General features: G+C 73.3%; 15 protein-coding genes. 10 read left to right on the forward strand and 5 right to left on the reverse strand.

Features of this window, described 5'->3' with window-relative positions:
- The first annotated feature begins 19 nt into the window (after nt 1–19).
- The 5 genes from A3CQ_RS0129145 to A3CQ_RS0129165 all read left to right on the forward strand — a co-directional run bounded on the left by A3CQ_RS0129145 (nt 20) and on the right by A3CQ_RS0129165 (nt 9,767).
- The gene (locus tag A3CQ_RS0129145; protein WP_020514491.1) at nt 20–1,435 is read left to right on the forward strand and encodes a DUF2252 domain-containing protein; all 1,416 of its coding nucleotides are present in this window, start codon (nt 20–22) and stop codon (nt 1,433–1,435) included.
- The gene (locus tag A3CQ_RS0129150; RefSeq protein ID WP_020514492.1) at nt 1,432–1,839 is read left to right on the forward strand and encodes a TIGR03618 family F420-dependent PPOX class oxidoreductase; all 408 of its coding nucleotides are present in this window, start codon (nt 1,432–1,434) and stop codon (nt 1,837–1,839) included. Before A3CQ_RS0129145 ends, A3CQ_RS0129150 begins: the two co-directional genes overlap by 4 nt.
- 10 nt (nt 1,840–1,849) lie before the next feature.
- Complete coding sequence (locus A3CQ_RS0129155; protein WP_020514493.1) at nt 1,850–2,803, forward strand: pirin family protein; 954 nt, start codon at nt 1,850–1,852, stop codon at nt 2,801–2,803.
- 113 nt (nt 2,804–2,916) lie between these two features.
- A complete protein-coding gene (locus tag A3CQ_RS0129160; RefSeq protein WP_020514494.1) occupies nt 2,917–3,357 on the forward strand; it encodes a hypothetical protein in 441 nt (146 codons plus the stop codon).
- 884 nt (nt 3,358–4,241) lie between these two features.
- Nucleotides 4,242–9,767 (forward strand): hypothetical protein, encoded by a 5,526-nt coding sequence (locus A3CQ_RS0129165; protein ID WP_157296468.1) that lies wholly within the window; start codon nt 4,242–4,244, stop codon nt 9,765–9,767.
- Here A3CQ_RS0129165 and A3CQ_RS0129170 read toward each other — a convergent pair.
- The 4 genes from A3CQ_RS0129170 to A3CQ_RS0129185 all read right to left on the reverse strand — a co-directional run bounded on the left by A3CQ_RS0129170 (nt 9,754) and on the right by A3CQ_RS0129185 (nt 14,873).
- The gene (locus A3CQ_RS0129170) at nt 9,754–10,821 is read right to left on the reverse strand and encodes a GGDEF domain-containing protein (RefSeq protein ID WP_020514495.1); all 1,068 of its coding nucleotides are present in this window, start codon (nt 10,819–10,821) and stop codon (nt 9,754–9,756) included. The genes A3CQ_RS0129165 and A3CQ_RS0129170 overlap by 14 nt on opposite strands.
- A gap of 57 nt (nt 10,822–10,878) precedes the next feature.
- The gene (locus tag A3CQ_RS0129175; RefSeq protein WP_040433147.1) at nt 10,879–11,757 is read right to left on the reverse strand and encodes an EamA family transporter; all 879 of its coding nucleotides are present in this window, start codon (nt 11,755–11,757) and stop codon (nt 10,879–10,881) included.
- Between the two features lie 103 nt (nt 11,758–11,860).
- Nucleotides 11,861–13,381 carry a lysyl oxidase family protein gene (locus A3CQ_RS0129180; RefSeq protein ID WP_020514497.1) on the reverse strand — a complete coding sequence of 507 codons (1,521 nt, stop codon included), beginning with the start codon at nt 13,379–13,381 and terminating at the stop codon, nt 11,861–11,863.
- A gap of 121 nt (nt 13,382–13,502) precedes the next feature.
- Nucleotides 13,503–14,873, reverse strand: coding sequence for an acyltransferase family protein (locus tag A3CQ_RS0129185; RefSeq protein ID WP_020514498.1), 1,371 nt, complete (start codon nt 14,871–14,873; stop codon nt 13,503–13,505).
- Nucleotides 14,874–15,103: 230 nt separating this feature from the next.
- Here A3CQ_RS0129185 and A3CQ_RS57775 point away from each other — a divergent pair, with 230 nt between their 5' ends.
- On the forward strand, nt 15,104–15,991 hold the full coding sequence (locus A3CQ_RS57775) for a CAP domain-containing protein (protein ID WP_051115385.1): 888 nt from the start codon (nt 15,104–15,106) through the stop codon (nt 15,989–15,991).
- Between the two features lie 145 nt (nt 15,992–16,136).
- On the forward strand, nt 16,137–16,898 hold the full coding sequence (locus A3CQ_RS0129195) for a L,D-transpeptidase family protein (RefSeq protein ID WP_026206317.1): 762 nt from the start codon (nt 16,137–16,139) through the stop codon (nt 16,896–16,898).
- 62 nt (nt 16,899–16,960) lie between these two features.
- Here A3CQ_RS0129195 and A3CQ_RS61120 read toward each other — a convergent pair whose 3' ends face one another.
- Nucleotides 16,961–17,143, reverse strand: coding sequence for a hypothetical protein (locus tag A3CQ_RS61120; protein ID WP_157296471.1), 183 nt, complete (start codon nt 17,141–17,143; stop codon nt 16,961–16,963).
- Between the two features lie 169 nt (nt 17,144–17,312).
- Between A3CQ_RS61120 and A3CQ_RS0129205 the strand changes: the two genes are divergently transcribed.
- The 3 genes from A3CQ_RS0129205 to A3CQ_RS0129215 are packed head-to-tail and all read left to right on the forward strand — an operon-like array spanning nt 17,313 to nt 20,586.
- Nucleotides 17,313–18,668 carry an efflux RND transporter periplasmic adaptor subunit gene (locus A3CQ_RS0129205; RefSeq protein WP_020514501.1) on the forward strand — a complete coding sequence of 452 codons (1,356 nt, stop codon included), beginning with the start codon at nt 17,313–17,315 and terminating at the stop codon, nt 18,666–18,668.
- Entirely contained in the window at nt 18,665–19,405 is a 741-nt protein-coding gene (locus tag A3CQ_RS54450) for an ABC transporter ATP-binding protein (RefSeq protein WP_020514502.1), read from the forward strand. The genes A3CQ_RS0129205 and A3CQ_RS54450 overlap by 4 nt, the downstream gene beginning before the upstream one ends.
- Nucleotides 19,402–20,586: an ABC transporter permease gene (locus A3CQ_RS0129215; protein WP_020514503.1), complete on the forward strand. Its 1,185-nt coding sequence runs from the start codon at nt 19,402–19,404 to the stop codon at nt 20,584–20,586. Before A3CQ_RS54450 ends, A3CQ_RS0129215 begins: the two co-directional genes overlap by 4 nt.
- Nucleotides 20,587–20,613 lie beyond the last annotated feature (27 nt).

The raw sequence follows: 20,613 nt of genomic DNA on the forward strand, positions 1-20,613 counted from the left end.
GTTTAGGCTGGCCATTGCTATGGAACCAGCCAACGGGCACGTCGTGCTCGACACCGGACAGGACGACGGGTTCACGTCGCTACGCCGACCCGGACGACCCCGTGCGGCCCGGTACGAGCTCGGCCGCTCACTGCGCGAGCGCGCACACCGCACCGACATGCAGTACTGGACGCCGCCGTCCGGCCGCGCCGACCCGGTGCAGCAGGTCATCGAGCAGAACCAGGGCCGCCAGCCGTGGCTGGTCCCGATCCGGATCGGCCGCATGATCGCCTCGCCGTACGCGTTCCTGCGCGGCTCGGCCAACATCATGGCCGACGACTTCGCGGCGTTGCCCGCCACCGGCATCACCCCGGTGATCTGCGGCGACGCCCACCTCGGGAACTTCGGCTTCTACGCCTCGCCCGAGCGGGAGCTGGTCTTCGACCTCATCGACTTCGACGAGGCGCACCCCGGCGCCTGGGAGTGGGACCTGCGCCGGCTCGCGGTCAGCGTGCACGTCGCCGGCCGGCAGAACGGCTTCCGCGAGACGGCCTGCGCCTACGCGGTGCACCACTGTGTCGAGGAGTACCGCGAGCAGCTGGCGCAGCTCGCCGAGAGGCCGCTGCTGGGCCGGTCGTTCGAGCGGCTCAACGTGGAACGGTTACGCTCGGCGGCCTCGAAGGAGAGCTTCCGCGAGGAGATCGAGCGGGCCGCCCGACGGGCCCGGCGCCGCACGAGCGACCGGGCGCTGCCCCGCTTCACCGAGCGGCGCGACGGCACGTTCAAGCTGGTGCAGGAACCACCGCTGATCACCCGCCCGTCCGACGGCGAGTGGGACGCGCTGGCCGAGGCGCTCGACGGGTACCTGAACTCGCTGCCGCCGCACTGGGCGCGGATCCTCGGCGGGTACCGGATCGTCGACATCGCACACAAGGTGGTCGGGGTCGGCTCGGTGGGCCTGCGGGCGTACGTCGCGCTGTGCGAGGGCAGCAGCTCCGACGACGTGCTGTTCCTGCAGCTCAAGCAGGCGCGGCGGTCGGTGATCGCGGTGCACCAGCACGGCGAGTTCGCCTGGCACCGCCACCAGGGGCAACGGGTCGTGGAGTACCAGCAGGCGCTGCAGACGGTCAGCGACCCGCTGCTGGGCTGGACCACGGTCGGCGACACGCAGTTCTACGTGCGGCAGTTCCGCGACATGAAGGGCGCGATCCTGGTCGAGGACATCGACGCCGGCGCACTCGCCGACTATGCCGGCATCTGCGGCTACCTGCTGGCCAAGTCGCACGCCCGCACCAGCGGCGCGTCGATGATCGCCGGGTACATCGGAAGCAGCGACAAGCTGGCCGACTCGCTGAGCCGGTTCGCCCGGGCGTACGCCGACCAGGTGGAGAGCGACCACGCGGCGCTGGTGGCCGCGGTCCAGCGTGGCGTGCTGCCGGCGGAGCGCGTGGCATGAGCGGCCTCGTCGCGCTGTCGAACCCCGCCCTGCTCGCCTTCTGGTCCGAGCGGCACCTGTGCACCCTCACCACGCTGCGCAAGGACGGGTCCCCGCACGTGGTCGCGGTCGGCGCCACGCTCGACCCGGCCGCCGGCCTGTGCCGCGTGATCTCCTCGGCCACGTCGGCCCACGTGCGGCACATCCGGAACGTCGATCGGGCGCGAGTGGCGGTCTGCCAGGTCGACGGCGCCCGCTGGACCACGGTCGAGGGGCTCGCCGTGGTCCGGGACGACCCTTCGTCCGTTTTGTCCGGGGAGGAGCTCTACGCCGCCCGGTACCGCGCGCCGCGCCCCAACCCGCTGCGGGTCGTCATCGAGATCAGCGTGACGAAGGTCCTCGGCTCCTCGGCCTTTACTGGGTAGCGTCGACGGGGTGAGCAGCTTCGAGGCGGATCCCGAGGTCGGACCGGAGCTTCCGGTCACGATGGAGTTACTCGAGGGCGCGCCGGTCGCGCTGGGCGGGCCGCGCGGCTTCGCCGTCACGCGGACCCTGCCCAACCGGCAGCGGCGCCTGGTGGGCGCGTGGTGCTTCCTCGACGCGTACGGTCCGCACGACCTCGGCGACTCGCCGGGCATGCGGGTCGGTCCGCACCCGCACACCGGGCTGCAGACGGTGACCTGGCTGGTCGCGGGCGAGGTGCTGCACCGCGACAGCCTCGGCAACCTTCAGGAGATCCGGCCGGGGCAGCTCAACCTGATGACCGCGGGCCGGGGCATCTCGCACGCGGAGGAGACGCCCGGGACGCATTCGCCGGTGCTGCACGGCGTACAACTGTGGGTTGCTCTGCCGCACGCGGACCGGGACATGCCCCCGGCCTTTGCCCACCACTCTGATCTGCCGGTGGTCGCCTTCGGCGACGTCACCGCGACCGTCCTCATGGGCACGCTGGCTGACGCGACGTCACCCGCGCGGACCCACACGCCCCTGGTCGGTGCCGAGCTCACCCTCGCTGCCGGGGCGTCGGCCACAGTGCCGCTCAAATCCGATTTCGAGTACGCGGTACTGGCGCTGGACGGTGCGGCCACGGTGGACGACGCGACCCTCAAGCCCGGACCGCTGCTCTACCTCGGCTCCGGGCGTCCATCGCTGCGCCTGGCCACCTCGTCGCCGTCCAAGGTGCTGCTGCTGGGCGGGGAGCCGTTCTCCGAGCGCTTGGTGATGTGGTGGAACTTCGTCGCCCGCGAGCACGACGAGATCGTCCAGATGCGCCTCGACTGGGAATCGCACACGCCCCGGTTCGGCGAGGTGCACGGGTACGACGGGCCGCCGATGCCGGCGCCGGCGATGCCGCTGACCCGGCTGGTCCCGCGCGGGCGCGTCCGCTGACCGTCACCGTCCTCCCGCTTGGCGCTACGAGCGCGCAATCCGCTTGACGCGGTTCCTGGGCAGGCGGATGGTCGAAGGGTCGGTCGGTACTCTCCGGCCGCGAGGAGCTTCTCGTGACGTTCTGGGATGTGGGGAAACTCGTTCTGATCGTGGCCACGCCCACGCTGCTCGGCGCGGCGATCGTCTATGCCCCGCGATGCTGGGTGGCCGCCACCGGGTACTGGGACGCGCACCGGCCGAAACCCCCGCAGCCGATCGGGCCGCCCATCGAACAGCTCGCGGCCGACCTGCGCCGGCTGCTGCGGCTGCACGGATCGCTCACCGCGTCGGCGGCGGTCGCCATGCGCGCGCACCGGTTGTGGGCGGTGGAGGCCGCGATCGCGGTGCGTGCGACCGAGGCCGCGCGGGCGCTCGAGATTCCGCACCGGGAACCGGAAACGCCCGGCGCGCTGCGGCGCGATGAGCTGGTGTCGCTGCTCAGGGCGCTGTCGGCGGCCGGGCTGGTGTTGCCGACCAAGGTCGGACCGTTCACGTCGGACGGTCGCCTCGGCTGAGGTTTCTTGCTCTTGCGTCCGGTGCGAAACGGCGGCGGTGTGCACCCCGCCGCCGTTCCTCTCCCGGTTCGCGCCGCCATGACCTCACACGGGCATGGGGGGCAAGCCGTGTGAGCGGTCCTGGGGTGTGGCGCGAGGGTGGCCGCTAATTACGGGGGCGGCGACCACCGGCCGGGGGATTGAGGGTCTCCAGAGTCCAAAGGTCGAGGCGGCGTGTGGCCGCCCGCCAGGTGGCGCGTACGGCGCCGAGGTCGAGGCGCGGCATACCGCATCCTTTCGCGTCGGTGTCGTTCGGTCCGGAGCCCTGGGACCTCGGTGTCCCGGGCGCTCATCCACCGTGACATCCCCTAGCACCTTGATCCGCAAGAAGCGAGAGTGGTGTTCGCCACCCTCCGGTAACCAGATCTTCACCCGCGGAGGGCCGTCATCAATTCGTGGGATTCCTCAAAACGAGTTTAAGAGTTTCTTAAGTCGCCATTTCGGCACGCCGTGACGTGGCGTCAATTCCGGCCCGCGCCCGGCACGGATCATCCGAGCGTTTGAACTGTTCGTGCGGGCGTTGCGTACTCTGCCGCGAGGAAACACACGCGGCCCGTGCGACGGCCGCGCCGACTCTCGGTCACCACGCGGCCACGCGGCCCGGTGACGCGCTCACGAGGGTGCTGGCGCACGTCGCAAAAGCGTGGTTAACCTTCCACATCCGCCGGATGGAGGGGGGAATCCATCCGGGCCGGAGGGAGGTCCGTCTTGGGGAGAGCGGGGGGCACGATGCGGCACAGGGGTGAGGGAACGACCCCCGGTCGCCGCCTGCCCTCCCACGGGGCCGCCGCATGAGCTTCGAGGACGACGAATACTGGGACGACGAATACTCTGAGTATTCCATCATGCCGAATTCGGCAGTCGTTCAAGAACGCCAATACACGAAGCGGTCCGGCCCCGACCCGGTAATCCCCACCCGGCGCCCCTCCGGCGACGGTCCGGTCGACGAGCTGGCGGAACGCCGGCAGCGCCGCGCCGCGGGTAACAATCCGGCAACGCCGGCCCGCGCCTTCGACGGGCAGCGGCCCAGCTGGCTCGACGACCCCGACTTCTCCCCCGTCGACACGTCGGTGCCCAACCTGGCCGGCGACCTCAAGGACGTCGACCTCAACCGGCCCGAGCTCGCCACCGACTTCGACGCGCCCGACTACCCGATCAGCAGTACGGGCCCGATGCGGCGCGACGACCGGTTCGGCGACTTCCCCGACGACATCGACGAGCCGTTCGACCATCGCGACCTCGAGGCGTACGGGCACGGCCCGCAGACGACCACCCGGGTGGGCACGCCCGAGGAGCCGGCGAAACCGGCCCGCAAGGGGTGGCTGCGCCGCAACAAGCACGCCCAGGAGGCTTCCGCCGCGCCGGCGCAGGCCGACCCGCGCACGGGGTCCGGTCCTGGCGCCGCTCCGGGGCCCGCGTCCGCTCCGGGCGCCGGGTCGGGCTCGGGCTCGGGTAAGAAGGGCCGCCGGTCCGGTGGGCAGCCCGCTCCGGACCCGCGTGTGGACCGGGCCGCCGACCCGCGTATTGCCGATTCGCGGGGTGTTGATCCGCGCGGTGGTCAGCCCGGGCGGGACATGGCGGCTCGGGTCGCTCCGCCGGAGCGCGGCAACGATCAGCGCGACGGCGGGCGCCCGGATGCCGACCCACGAGTGGCGGGCCGCGGCCCCGCGCCCCGGGGCGGACAGGCCGGTCGCGGCCCCCGGGTCGCCCAGGTCGTGCCCGAGGACCTGCAGCGCGGCGCCGACCCGCGGGGTGGACGGCCGGGACGTGGAGGCCCGGCCGAACAGCCCGGACGGCGCGATGCCGAACCGGCCGCCAGCGGACGGGCCCGCGTTCCCGAGCCGCGCGCGGACGATCCGATGGATCTCTACCGCCGCCCCGGCCCGGAGCAGCCCGGCCGCCGCCGGTCCGACGGCCCGGAGCGTGACGATCGCCGCTTCGCCGCCGACGGCCCGGAGCGCGGCGATCGTCGCTTCGCCGCGGACGGATACTCCGAGCGCGGCGGCCGGCGCGAAGGCTGGTCCGACGACGAGGCCCTGACGGCCGGTGGCCGCCGCTGGTCCGGCGACGCGGACGGTCAACGCCGCGCCGGCGACGGCCGCGACCAGGAAGTCCGGCGCTGGGCCGGCGACGGAGACTCCCGCTGGGCCGAAGGCGAAGGCCAGCGCCGCGACGACGACCCGGAGCGCCGAGGCCGGCGCGGCTCCCGCGCCGACGGACGCGACGCCGCACGCGGGCGCCGCCCGATCGACGCCGAGCTCGACATCACCGACTCGCGCCTGCGCCGCCCGGCCGGCGCCGACCCACGCGGCCGGCGCGCCCCCGACGAGCTGGAGAGCACCGAGTCCCGCCTGCAGCGCCCGGTCGGCGACCCGCGCACCCGCCGCGGCGAGCCCGCCGCCTGGGCCGACACCCCCGACCAGCGCCGCCGCCCGGCCGGCCGGATGGGCGAGCGCACCGCCTTCTGGGACCCCGCCGAGGGCGACGAAGCGGCCGCCCGGGGTGGCTACCGCGGCGAGCCCGAGCACGACCAGCCCGGCACGCCCCGCCGCGGCGCCCCCACCGACGACCGCGCCCGCCGCCCCGGCACGCCCCCGCTCACCGCGGCCGGCGACTACGACCAGGGCTACCGCCCCGTCGGCGGAACCGGCTGGTCCGAGGACGACCCCCGCGCCCGCGACGGGGCGTGGTCCGGGGAGCGCTCGTCCGAGGTCGCCTGGGCCGACAACTCCAGCTGGGAAGACAAGCCCGAACGCGTCACCTCGTGGGACATCGAGGGCGAGGCCACCTGGACCGACGAGCCGGTCGAGGCCACACCCACCGCCGACCTCACCGACCACCGCGCCCCCACCCGCCCACAGCCGGACCAGCCGGCCGGCGCCCGCCCGCCCGCCGACGCCCGGCCCGCGGCCGGCGCCCGCCCGCCTGTCGACGCGCGCCCGCCTGTCGACGCGCGCCCCGCGGCTGGTGCACGCCCAGCCGCCGATGCACGCCCCGCGGCGGCCGACGCGCGGCCGGCGCAGCCCGGCGACGAGTTCGAGGACGCGCGCCGTCGTGCCGACCAGGCGCGTCCCGACGAGGAGACCGACGACCGCCTGGACGGCGACGGCCCGCGCGTCATCAGCAAGGCACCGCAGCCCACCCAGCCGCGAGTGATCGGCCGCGAGGAGCCCCCGCCGCTCCCACGCGTAGTCAAGAAGGCCGAGCCCACCGCCACGCCCCGCGTGGTCGGATCCAACCCGGCCACCCCCGCCGCACGCGTGGTCACTCCGCCGCCGGTCACCCCGACCCCGACCCCGACCACGCCGGCCCCCGCCACCACCCCACCGCCGGTGGCCCCGGCCGCGGCCGGCCAGCAGGCCCCGCCCACCCGCCGCCCCGACCACCTGGACCCGGCCGCCCAACACCGCCCCGCACCTGCTGGCTTGCCGTCGGAGACCGGCACCCGCCTGGGCGTTCCTCAGCCCGGCTCACCGGCCGACACGGGCTCCCGACTCCGCGCGCCCCAGCCCGGCTCCCCCGCCGACACCGGCTCCCGGCTCCGCGCGCCCCAGCCCAGCTCGCCGGCCGACACGGGGACCCGCCTCGGCGTCCCCCATCCCGGCTCGCCCGCCGACACCGGCAGCCGCCTGGGAACGCCGGAACAGGGCTCGCCGGCGGACACCAACTCGCGGCTCGGCGCGCCCTACCCCGACGGCCAGCCGCGCTCCCGCCGCAGCCCGCGAACCGCCCACGTCATGCTCGGCGACGGCAACGACCCGTGGTCGATGGTCCCCGACGAGGCGCCCCCGGCGGCCGAGCCGATCAGCGGCCTGTCCCGCCCGATGTCCCCGGACCTCCCCCGCCCCGGCATCGACCCAAACCGTCCCGTCAGCCCCGGCCCGGTCCAGGCCGGCCAGCCCTACCCGGCGCCGACACCCGGCACGACACAGCCTGGTGCCGTCCCGCCCGGCGCGATGCCACCCGCATCGGTCCCGCCCGCCGCAGCGCGGCCCGGTGCCGTCCCACCCGCGGCGACGCCACCCGCATCGGTGCCACCGGCGGCGGCGCGGCTCGGTGCCGTCCCGCGTGGGGCGATGCCGCCCGCATCCGTCCCTCCGGCAGCGGCACACCCGTATGGCGCGGTGCCGCCGGGTGCGGCGCAGCCGGGCCGACCGGTCGTTCCGGGGCAGCCGAACCAGCCCGCCGGGATGCCACCGGCCGCCGCCGCGCAAGCGCCCGCTCAGCCGACGGCGCCGGGGGCCGCGTCTCCGCCGGTGGTCCCCTATCTCCCGGGACAGCAGACCAGGCGGCCGGACAGCGCCCCTGTCTCGCCCGCCGCTGCACGGCCGCCCCTTCCGGCGGACATGCCGCGGGCGGGACGTGGGCCGGCCACCGCGACCGGGCAACCGAGCGGTCCAATCCCGGCGTCGCCGATCGCCGGCGGGCAGACACCTGGCCTCTGGCCGGCGCCGCCGACGCCCGTAAACCCGGCACCCGCGCAGGCCGGGTCTGGGCATCCGTCGCCCTCGCAGGCCGCACCCACGCATCCGGCACCGGCACCAGCTGCTTCCGCCCATCCGGCACCAGGCCAGGCCGCACCCACACAGGCGACACCCACACCTCCGGCGCAGGCCGCGCCGCAGCCGGGCCAGACGGCGATGCCGCAAGCGCCCGGAACCAGGCCTACTTCGCTCGCGTCCGCGCCGGTCAGCGCGCCGTCGGGCGCTCGGCCGCCGCAACCGGTCGTGCCGCCGCAGCCCGCCCCGCGGCCGGATGGCGGCCCGCGGCATGGGATGCCGCCGGGTCAGGCCGCACCGCAGCAGTTCACCGGGCCCGCGCAGCAGCCCGCGCCGGCGCAGCACGTCGCACCCGGACAACAGCCCGCACCCGGACAACAGCCCGCACCCGGACAACAGCCCGCACCCGGACAACAGCCCGCACCCGGACAACAGACCGCACCCGGACAACACGTCGCACCCGGACAACAGACCGCGCCTGGACAGCAGGTCGCGCCCGAACGGCCGGTCTCGCCGGCGGTGGGAACGCAGGCGGGGCAGCCGCAGGCTGGGGCCGTTGGGGTGCCGACGCAGCGACCGCCGGGCGATGGGCAGCAGGCCGGAGAACGAGCTGGGCGGCACGGTGCGCCGGAAGGGGCCGCGGAGGGCGGTCGCGAGGACGCTGGGGCGCAGGCCGATGGGCGGCGGGGAGCGCACGCCGCGCCCTACATGGATGCGGACGGGACGCTGCACAACCTGCGGCCGATCGGGCGGCTGGTCGTGTCGGGGCCGGATCAGGAGCCTCGGCGGCCCGCGGACTCCAACTTCAAGGGGATGTGGTTCACCGGGCCCAAGGAAGCTGACGCCGAGGCCGCTGAGGACTCTGCCGCCGGCGCCGGCGATGATTCCGACGCCGGTGGCGGGGACGGGCTGGTTATCGACCTGGACCTCGCGGGACTGCTCAACGGGGTGGCGATCGAGGCCGAGCCGTCCGCGGACGACGACGGGAAACGGCCGGAGCCGGGTGCCGACGCCGAGCCGACCAGCGATGACTCGGCGAGCGGGACGACCACCGAGGCAACCGGGCGGCGGAGCGGCGCGCCGGACGCGGCCACGGTGAAGGCCGAGGTCGCCGAGCGGATGGCGGCGCTCGCGCTCGTGCCGGGGCCCGATCCGGTTTATGACAAGGACGCCGAGCAGCCCAAGAAACCGCCGGCGGCGTTGTCGGCCAGCGATCTCGAGGCCATTCGGTGGCGGCTCGACGGTGGCACGCTGCGGGAGGTCGTGGACGACAAGGAAGCCCTGCGGGTGCTGGGAGAACGGCTGGACGGGCCGCTCGCCGACGAGGTCGACAACGTGGCCAAGGCTGGCTTGCTCAGCGTACGGGCCGAGGTCTACCGGCTCCTGGGGGAGCTGGGGATGGCGGCGGCGGCCAGCCGGTTGGCGCTGGCGCACGCCGAGTCGGCGCGGGACGTGCAGTCGATGGTGATCGCGCAGGCGGAGCTGGCGCACATCCTGCGGCTGCGGGGGGACTTCCAGGAGGCGGACCGGCTGTTCGTGCGGGCGGCCTCGGCCCGGGTGCCGGAGACGCTGCGCAGCGTGGTGCACGAGAACGCGGGGCGGTGCTGCTTCGATCAGGGGCGGCACATGGAGGCGCTCGATCACTTCGCGCGGGCGGTCCGGCTGGGGCGGCCGGACGATCAGGAGCTGGCCGAGCGGATCGGGGTCTGTCTCGAGGCCGTGTACATCCACGTGCTGCGGGACGGGTGGGGGCCCTATCCGCGGGAGCTCGCGGAGATCAACCCGACCCCGAGCCCGAAACCCGCCCAGAAGACGCAGAACGACGCGTTCGACGAGACCACGGCGGAGCAGCGGATCGTCAAGCCCCGGTGACGGACGGGGACGGCAGCTGGTCGACGTTGTGCCTCGGCGACGGTGGGTGGGCCATCGCGGTGCGGCCGCGGCCGCCCTCCTTCGCCTCGTAGAGCGCGGCGTCGGAGGCCGCTCCCAGCTCCACCGCCGTGCCGGCGTGGTCGGGCAGGACGGCGATGCCGATGCTCAGGCCGGGCGGGCCGCAGGGCAGGCTGCCGCCGGTCTCGGTCACCACGGTGCGCAGGTCGTCGGCGGCGCGGCGGGCGCCCAGGCGGTCGGTGCGCATGAGCATCACGAACTCGTCGCCGCCCAGGCGGCCGACCACGTCGTCGCGGCCGGCGGCGACCTCGCGCAGCGCGTTGGCGACCACCTGCAGCGCCTGGTCGCCGATGCCGTGTCCCCAGGAGTCGTTGATCTTCTTGAAGTAGTCGATGTCCAGGGTCATCAGGGCGACCGGTTCGCCGGTGCGATGGGACTTCTCGACCGCGCGGGCCAGCTCGCCGTCGAACGAGCGGCGGTTGGCGACGCCGGTGAGCGGATCCGCGTACGCCTGGGTCTCGAGCACCTCCCGCAACCGTTCGTTACGGCCCCGGAGTGACCAGACGACCACCGTGGTAAGCAGCATCGCGACCGTGAGCGATGCCCAGTCGGAGACGCCCCGGTTGGCGCCGAGAAGCGGGAACACGACCGCGGCGTTGCCGGCCGAGACGAGCGCGACGGTCAGGTAGTTGACCACGCGACTCAGGAAGTTCGCGGCATAGAGCACCGGCCACAGGTAGAACAGCTGCGCCCCGGTGCTGGCGTCACGGGTGGCCAGGTTCAGCACGGTGACCATGCCGATGCCGAAGAACGGGGCGATCAGCCAGAAGACGGACGGGACCTTCTCGGGCCGCCAGCGGCACAGCGCGCCGGCGCCGCAGAGCAGGAACGTCAGCGTCACGAACGTGAGGACGCCGCCGATGGTCCGTTTCTCCGGCAGGATCACGCCGGTCACGAGCATGAACGGCCCGGCGCCCATCAGCAGGTACGCCACGGACCGGGACGCGCCCGCCTCGTCGCGCAGCTGAAATGGCACTTGCCGCCTCCTCGTGTCGGTTAGACATTCGGTTGAAGCGGCAAGCTTCTGAGCGTTTCAGACGGGCTCGGCGACGGGCTCCGGGAGAGGTTCCTTACGCCGCTGGCCGGCCATCGTGACGCCCAGGCTGGCCACCATCACCAGGGCCAGGGCGACCACCTCGAGGGCGGTCAGGCGCTGGCCGAGCAGGAGCAGCCCGGCGATCGCGGCGGCGGCCGGCTCCAGGCTCATGAGGATTCCGAAGACCCTCGTCGGGATGCGGCGAAGCGCGTTGATCTCGAGGCCGTAGGCGAAGACCGAGGAGAGCAGCGCCACGGCCGTGGCGCCGATCAGCAAGGTCGGCTTGTCGAACACGGCGCTCGCGCCGGACGCGCCGAACGGGAGAACCACTAGTGAGGCAACCGCCAACGAGACGGCGAGGCCGCCGGTGCCGGGGACCAGTCCGCCCAGCTTGGCGCTGAACACGATGTACCCCGCCCAGCAGAGGCCGGCGAGGAACGCGAGCAGGAGCCCGGAGAGCGGGGCGGAGCCGCCGTTGGCCGAGCCGAGCAGCACCACGCCGCCGGCGGCGAGCACCGCCCAGAGCACGTCGATCACCCTGCGGGTCTGCACGAGCGAGAGCAGCAGCGGGCCGAGGAACTCGACGGTCACGGCGATGCCGAGCGGGACCGTGCGCAGCGAGAAGTAGAAGACGAGGTTCATACCCGCCATGACGGCGCCCAGGACCGCGGCGGCCCGCCAGGCGGCGCCGGACCAGTCGCGCAGCCGCGGCCGGGTGAAGATCGCGATCACAACGGCCGCGATGGCCAGGCGCAGCAGGGTGATGCCGGCGGCGCCGAGGTCGTCGAAGAGAGTCTTCGCCACGGCGCTGCCGAACTGCACGGAGGTGATCGACGCCAGCACCAGCAGTGGCGCGGGCAGCTCAGGCCGTCTCATGTCCCCAGAGTCTCGTGTGTCGGTAACGAGCGGTAAGCGGGAGCACCCCTTCTGATGCCCCCGCTCACCTTCTTACTCCGGGGGTACGACAATCAGCCGACTATCAGCCTGCGATCCCGCTCACGGGCGGGACGGTCAGGGTGCGCTCGGCGGGGGTGCCGCCCAGGATGATCTGGCGCAGCGCCGTGTTGTTGGCGGTGTTCGTCTCGGCGAGCTTCTTGGCCGGGTTCGCCATGACCTGGATGTAGTAGGTGCCGTTCGGCAGGTCGGTGATCTCGAACGACTGGCCGGGCCGGTCCTGGGTGTAGGTGTCGCCGTTGCCGATGTCGAGCACCTCACGCACCGCGACGACCGTGTTCGCCCCGCAGGAGGTGGACAGGTCGGTGTTCTCCGGCCGCCACTTCGCGTTCGGGATCGTGTAGTCGACGGCATCCGTGTTGGCCAGGCAGAACGCCTCCTTGCCGCTGCGCACCGCGAGCTTCTGGGTCGAGTCGAGCAGGTTGTACTGGGCGAAGTCGGTGAAGTGCCAGTGCTTGTGCCCGACCCGGTCGTCCCACTCCATGGTTCCGGCCTGCTGGGAGCCGACCTGGTTGCCCTTGGCGTCGAAGAAGTACTGGTAGGCGTCCATCAGGTCGGTGCCGGACCGGCGGAACCCGTCGACCAGCAGCGGGGACGTGCCGGCGTTCCAGACCGTCGCGCCGAAGTTCACGTACCACTTGCCGTCCGCTTCCTGGGACAGCGAGATCCCCCAGGCCGGCAGGGAGCGCAGGTCGGGGCGGGGGCCGGTCTTGGGCGCGGCCTTGAGCGTGGTGGCCGGGCGCTTGGCCGGGGCACGCAGCGAGGGCACGTACTCGGAGACCTGCTGGCCCTCATGATCCTTGAGTGAGGCCGAGGCAGAGGATTTGCCGAGATCCGCGTCTTCGACCGTGACCGCCACGTGGACCGTCGACTGCGAGGCCGGGATCCCGAAGAGCTGCTGGTAGCGCGGGTTCACCGTCGCCGTCGCCGCATAGCTTCCCGGCGCGAGGTCGAACGAGTCCCCGTCGTACGCGGGCACGGCCGAGTCCCACCCGGCCTGGACACCCCAGACCGCCCCGAGCGTGAACGGGTTGTAGTTCCCGCACTGGGTCGGGTACGGCGTGGTCGCGGGCGCGTCCGGCCGGGTGCGCGCCGACCCCCACGAGTTGCCGCAGAACGACGTCGTGTACTGCTTCACGACCGCGCCGGACCGGTCGGCGATGGTGATCGACACGAAGTCCTTGAGGCCGCTGAAGTCGGTGACCGTGCCCGCGGGCAGCGCCACCTTCTTCTTCTTGCCGTTCTGCACGACCGTCTGCTCGGCCGTGACCGGCTGGTCGTAGCCGGTGCGGTGCGCCCAGATCTCGAACGGGTCCTTGCCCGCGATCACGTGCAGCCCCAGGTCGAAGTCGAGCCACACCTCGCCGTCGAAGACGTACCGCTCGGCCGTGACCGCACCGGAGGCGGCCACGAACGACAGCGGCGGCGGATTCGCGGCCGCTTGGGCGACGCCCACGCCCGCGGCGGTGACCACGAGCACGCCGGCGGCGGCGCCCCGGGCGAGCAGCCGGGAGCGGCGGTGACGGTGGTTCTTCGGATCGCTCATGAGGTCCTTCCGGTCAGGCGGCCGGCGGTCACCGGCCGCGTGCCGGACCATCCAATGCGGACACTTGCGGGGTTTCCTGGGGGGATTGCCCGCATTGGCACGAACCCGGGGCTAAATCGGCCTATCCGGGGCGCCGGAACCAGGGATCCACCACCTCTCCCTCCAGCGGCGGATCGACCGGGTAGTTCCGGCGCCCGGCCACCGGCAGACCCCGGCCGGTCTCCGGCTCGTCGTCGACGACCGCCGCGTGGCGGCCCGCAGCCAGGTCAACCGCCGGCCGCGGGCCGGCCGGGTCGACAGCCGGCCGCGGGCCGGCCGGGTCAACCGCCGGCCGCCACTGCCCCGGGCGCGGCGTCATGGCCGCCGCCGCGCTGTAGGAACGCACGTCCGGCCGCGGCCCGGCGAAGGACGGCCGGGGGTCGCGATCGGGGAGAACCTCCGGGCGCAGGGCCGGACCGCCGGTCGGCCACAGTCGCGGCGCGCGCCGCGCGGCCAGATCCTCGGCCCAGCCGAAGCAGAGCAGCGCGACCACCGTGAGCACCAGCGCCGCGGCCAGATCGACGACGTCGCCGAGCTTGCCGTCGAGGTCGTCGAGGGCGACCAGGGTCAGCACCGGCCACACCGCGGCGATCGCGATGTTGTGCCACAGATAGACCGTGACCGCCCGGGCGTTGAGCAGCGTGACCAGCTTGTCCAGCGGCCGCACCCGGCCCAGCCAGTTCATCGGCGGTTGCCACCGCAGCGCCACGAGCACGAACGCGACCGACCACAGCGCCTGCGACTCGGAGACGTCGTTGAGGTCCCACGGGTCCTCGCCCTGGTGGCCGTGCAACCAGTAGAGGGCGGCAGCTCCCAGCAGAAGCGCGATCGGGTACGCGAGCCAGGGCGAGAGGCGGGCCAGCCGGCCGTCGCGGTGGGCGAAGCCGGCGATCCAGCACGCCCCGAACGTCGCGAAGTCCCACATCGCCGCGTCGGCGGTGTCCGGCAGGGAGAAACCGGTCACGTCGAGCACCGCGATCAGCGCCAGCGGCAGGGCCACCGCGGCCCACCCGATCCGCCGGTACAGGGCGTACAGGAATGGCGAAAGCAGGATGAACCAGAGGTAGGCGCGGATGTACCAGAGCGGCTCCCACGCGTCGACGCCGGCGTCGCTGCCCGGCGGGTCACCGACCGGGAAGATCCAGAACAGCAGGCGGGGCAGGCTGAACGGATGCTCGCCGCCGGCCTCCTGCCGCCAGCCGGCGACCAGCATGACCGGCACGGCGACGAGCCCGAGCAGCCACAGTGGAGGCAGCAGCCGCCGCATCCGGGAGGTGACCACCTGGCCGGCGCCGCGCTTCTCCAGCGACGCCGCGGTGAGCGAGCCGGCCAGCGCGAACATGACGCCCATCGCGGGGAGGACGATCGACAGCCATGGCCAGCCGAAGAGGTGGTAGACGATCACCCGGACGATCGCCGCGGCTCGGAGGAGGTCCAGGTAACGGTTTCGCACCGAGCGACCGTAGCGGCGGTCATCGGCGTGCCGGGACCGTCCGGGCGGTCGGGAGATAAGCCTCGCGGGCTTACCCCAAAGGAATGAACTGTCCGGTTTGTCTGTGCGATTGTGCGACCGGCATGTGACCGTGGCCGGTTTGTGACGTTGACCCCTGGCATGGAGGCGCCGCGGAGAGGCCGGGCGCCGGCGATCGACAGGGATGACGCGGTATGCGAAGGAAACGTCTGGTGATTGTCGCTGCGGCGGCGTCGGCGCTGTTGCTCACGGGGGGCATCGCGGCCACGAGCGCCGGCGCCGAGGAGACGCCGGACGTGCCCGGTCTGCCGGGCTTCACGATGCCCGATCTGTTCGGCTGGTCCCAGTTCGGCGACAGCGACGACAGCGCGGACGGAGACGGCTCGGCGTCTGGCGACGCCATCGCCGGTGACGATGACGGCGACGGGTCCGATGTGGGCGGCGACGACATTTCCGGTACGGCGGAGAAGCCCGGCCCGGACGCAGGAGCACTGACCCCGGTCGACCCGGCCCAACCTGCCCAGCAGCAGCCCGCGGATCGCCCCAAGCCCGCGGCCGCCCCGCAGCGACCGGCCCCCGTCCGCCGCCCCGCACCGGCTCAGCGGCCGGCCCCGGACTCCCCCGGCTTCGCGCCGCAGCGCCCGACGTCCGGCCTGATGGCCGCCTCCCGGGAGGACGTCACCGCGGCCGACATCTCCAGCAGCCCGAACGCGCCGGTGCAGCAGCAGGTGCTCGCGCTGATCAACCTCAACCGGCGCCGGCACGGCTGCGACGCCGTCTCGCTGGACCGCCGGCTCATCGACGCGGCCAACGAGCACGCGTACGACATGGCCCGTCACGACTACTTCGCGCACGAGTCGCGCAACGGCGACGGCGCGGGCGACCGGGTGAGCGAGGCCGGCTACCGCTGGAAGCGGTACGGCGAGAACATCGCCCGTGGCGTGGACAGCGCCTACGAGGTGGTCGACGGCTGGATGCACAGCCCGGAGCACCGGGAGAACATCCTGGACTGCCGGCTGGACCAGATGGGCGTCGGTCTCGCCATCGCCGGTGATCACACTCCGTACTGGGTTCAGGACTTCGCCACGCCGATGACCTGATTTGCACCCCTGATCACTCTCAACTCCCCCCGGCGCGAACCGATTTCACTCCCAGATTCGCGCCACGGTCGTTCCCCACACACCGCGGCGAGCGTGGTTGTGCTTCGATGTGCGAACACATGTCCTGGGGAGGACCAAGTTGCGAGTGAGACGGGTTACCGCCCGCCTCGCCGGGGCCGCTTTGGCGACCCTGGTGGGCGGCGGTCTCGGCGCCATGGCGCTGACGCCTTCGGGCGCCGGAGCCGCGGTGCGTACCGCCGTTCCGGCGGCCAAGGTCGTGACCACCACCGTGGTGACGAAGGCGGCGGCCGCGGGCTGCGCCACCGGTAAGTACCAGAAGCAGGTCGAGGGTTACCTCAAGAAGATCGGCGGCTACGGCGCCGTGACCGTCGACGGCAAGCAGTCCGCCGCCGACTGTGCGGCGATCAAGAAGTTCCAGGTCCGGTTCGGCATCAAGCCGGCCCAGGGCCTGGCCGGTCCGACGACGTACGACGTGGCCAAGCGGCTCGCGTCGACGAACACGGCGGCCTGCAAGGCGAGCAAGACCGGGCTGACCTTCTGCGTCGACCTCACCCACCAGACCACGTGGGTGATGAAGAGCGGCAAGGTGTACCTCAAGCCGACGGTCACCCGTACCGGGATGAAGGGCTACCGCACGCCGGCCGGCACCTTCAGGATCAACAAGCGGACCAAGAAGGAGTGGTCGGACCCGTACCACGTCTGGCTGCCGTACTGGCAGCGCTTCATCGGCGGGCGCGGATTCCACCAGACCACCACCTACATCCACGACAAGTGGCGCGGTTCGCACGGCTGCGTCAACCTGCTGCCGCAGGACGCGAAGGCGTACTACGGCCTCGGCAAGATCGGCTCGACGGTGAAGGTCTTCGGGCGTCGCCCGGGTACCTGATCCGCGGACAGCGTTTTCGGCGGCGCCCGGGCCTGCAACCCGGGCGCCGTTCTTTTGTGCCGTTATGCGGCCTCGCGCCGGGCGTGCGTCGTCAGCACCTCGTGGCGGGGAAAGTAGCGCTCGCTGCCGTCGCCGGTGATCAGGAGCAGGCCGTCCCGGCCGAGCGTGTAGGTCACGTCGAGGAACCGGCTGACGGTGTCGTCGTGGTGCACCACGGTCAGTTCGTCGGCTCGCTGCATTGTCACTCACGTCCTTCGGTTGCGTTGCCGGGGGGAATACGGGCCGGGACCGGGGGACGGTTCACTCAGGGTGAGGCGCACGGTCAAGCCCCGATACCCGCTTGCCCGTTTTGTCCACCGCGGTGTCGGACCTCCGACGGCCGCGGGAGAGATCATCGACAACGCCCGGCATAGAGTGGCGTCCGTGCTCCGCGAAGCCCCACCCCGGATCCGGCCGACCCGCGCCCGGCTGCGGCCGGGCGTTCTCGCGCTCGGGATCGTCGCGCTGGTCTCGCTCACCGCGGCCTCCTGCGGCGGCGGCGACAGCGGTGTGACCGTGGGCTCGGCGTCGATCGGCACGGTCGACGAGATCGTCGAGGCGCCCGGCTCGGTCACCGCCCGGGCCGCCGCCACGCTCAGCGCCCCGGCCGCCGGCACCCTGGCCGACCTGCGCGTCGAGGCCGGTGACGAGGTCCGCAAGGGCGACGTGGTGGCGATCATCGACTCGCCCGAGCTCGAGGCCCGCCGCGACTCGGCCGCCAAGGCCCTCGACCAGACCGCGCAGGGCGGCACGCCGTCGGTGAGCCTCTCCGGCTACACGGCCGTCCGCCGGCGCACCGACAAGCAGGCCGCGTCCGCCTTCGACGACGCCCGCGCGGCCGCCGCCAAGGTCACCGATCCCGGGGTGCGCACCGTGCTGCTCAAGCAGGTCGACGCGGCCGAGAAGCAGTACGAGGCGGCCTCGGACGCGGCCGCGGCGGCGTTGCGCTCGGTCCAGCGCGGGGTGGCCTCGCTCGGGCAGGCGGTCGGTGCTCTCTCCGCCGCGCAGCGGCTTCAGGCCCAGCAGGCGTACGACCTCGCGAACGCGGCTGTGGACGCACTCACCTTGCGCGCGCCGGTGAGCGGAACCGTGCAGCTGGGCGGGCCCGCCGCCGGCGGCGGAAGCACGTCATCGCTGAGCGACCTCCTCTCGTCTGGAACGGCCCCGGCGGCGACCGGCGGTTCAGCGTTGCCCGGCGTCGACGAGGCGGTCCCGCAGGGCGCCTACGTCGCGGCCGGCACCCCGATCGTCACGATCGTCGACGTGAGCCGGCTCGGGCTTGTCGCCGAGGTGGACGAGACCGACGTTCTCCTGGTCAAGCCCGGAGTGAAGGCGACCGTCGAGCTCGACGCGGCGACCGGCGTCACCTACCAGGCCGCCGTGCGCGCCATCGACCTGCTCCCCACGACCTCGGCCCGCGGTGGCGTCTCCTACCGCGTGCGGCTCGACCTGACCGGAGGCACGCCCACGCCCCGGCCGGGCATGAGCGCGGTGGTCCGGCTCCAGGTGCGACAGGCGGCCGGCACGGTGACCGTCCCCGCCTCGGCGATCGTCAACGCCGACGGGCAGGACACGGTCTGGGCGGTGCGGGACGGGCGGTACGAGCGAGTGCCCGTGAAGCTCGGCGTGCAGGGCGAGGACGTGGTGCAGGTGACCTCGGGCCTGTCCGCCGGCCAGCAGGTCGTGGTGGGCGGGGCCGACCAGGTGCACGCCGGCGACAAGGTCTCATGACCGGGCCCGCGATCGTCGCGGTCGACGTGACCCGCACCTACCAGCTCGACGGCGTCTCGGTCGAGGCGCTGCGCGGCGTGTCGCTGACCGTGGCGGCCGACGACTACCTGGCCATCGTCGGCACCTCCGGCTCCGGCAAGTCGACGCTGATGCACCTGCTCGGCGCGCTCGACCGGCCCACCAGCGGCACGCTGCTGATCGGCGGGCGGGACGTGTCGACGCTGTCCCCCGCCGAGATGGCCCGGCTGCGCAACGAGACGATCGGGTTCGTCTTCCAGTCGTTCCACCTGCTCGCGCGCACCACAGCCCGGGACAACGTGGCGCTGCCGCTGGTCTACCGCGGCGTGGGCCGGCGGGAACGGCGGGCGCGGGCGGCCGAGATGCTCACGCGGGTCGGGCTCGGGCACCGCCTCGACCACCGGCCGAACCAGATGTCGGGCGGGGAGCAGCAGCGGGTGGCGATCGCCCGGGCCCTGGTGACAGGGCCGTCGGTGCTGCTGGCCGACGAGCCGACCGGCAACCTCGACTCGGCCACCGGCGACTCGGTGCTCGCCCTGCTCGAGTCGCTGAACGCGGACGGGGTGGCGGTCGTCCTGGTCACCCACGACCGGGACGTCGCGGCCCGCGCCCACCGCCAGATCGTCATGCGGGACGGGCTGATCGTGGACACCTCGGCCGTGGCGGCCACTCCCTCGGCGGAGGCGGAGGCCACCTCGCCGGCGGAGGGGGCGGAATGAGACTGGCGGAGGCGTGGCGGGTCGCCGTCGACGCGCTGCGGGCCAACCGGCTGCGCAGCGTGCTCACCATGCTCGGCGTGATCATCGGCGTGGGCGCCGTGGTCGCGCTGGTCTCGATCGGCACCGGCACCAAGCACCTCATCGAGCAGCAGGTCGAGGGCCTCGGCTCCAACCTGCTCATCGTCGTGCCCGGCCGCCTCGACCCCGGCGCCGCCCCCACCTCGTCCCCGCTGACCATGGACGATGTGGACGCGGTCACCCGGGTGGTCGGCGACCGGTCCCGGGTGGCGGTGACGATCAGCTCCGGGGAGACGATCCGGGCCGGGTCACGGTCGGCCTTCGCCAGCATGCAGGGCGTTCTCGAGACCACGCCGAGCGTCTTCGTCCGGCATCTCGACCGCGGGACCTATTTGACGCGTACGGACGTGACCACCGGCCGCCGCGTCGCGGTGCTGGGTGCGGGCATCGCCAGGCAGCTGTTCGGCGACCGCGACCCGATCGGACGGCAGATCACCATCGGCGGCGTCCGCTTCCGCGTGATCGGCACCTTCGAGCAGCTCGGGCAGAGCCTGGGCGTGGACCGGGACAGCGAGGTCCACATCCCGGTCACCGCGGCCCAGCGCCTGCTCGGCACCGACCGCATCGACGGCCTGGCGATCCGTGCCCCCGACCGCGACACGATCGACCAGCTCGGCGCCTCGGTGGTCGCCACCCTGGTCAAGCGACATCCCGACACCGACTTCAGCGCCGTGACCCAGGAACAGATCCTCGGCGTCCTCGGCGACATCCTGGGCGTGCTGACCGGGGTGCTGGCCGCGATCGCCGGCATCAGCCTGCTCGTCGGCGGGGTCGGCGTCTCCAACATCATGCTGGTGTCGGTCCGCGAGCGCACCAAGGAGATAGGCCTCCGCAAGGCCGTCGGCGCCCGCCCGCGAGACATCGGCATTCAGTTCCTGCTCGAGGCCGTCCTGCTCACCACGATCGGCGGCGTACTCGGCATGGCCCTGGGCATCTCGGCGGCGGTGCTGGTCGACCGCCTGACCCCGGTGCCCGCCGCCATCACCTGGTGGTCCCTGGCCCTGGCCTTCGGCGTGTCGGCCGCGGTCGGCATCATCTTCGGCGTGATCCCGGCCCAGCGAGCCGGCCGCCTCGACCCGGTCGTCGCCCTCCGGACAGAGTGATTGCCCCCATCCGGGCAGACTGGGCCG

This window comes from Paractinoplanes globisporus DSM 43857 (genome assembly GCF_000379645.1).
GTDB lineage: Bacteria > Actinomycetota > Actinomycetes > Mycobacteriales > Micromonosporaceae > Actinoplanes > Actinoplanes globisporus.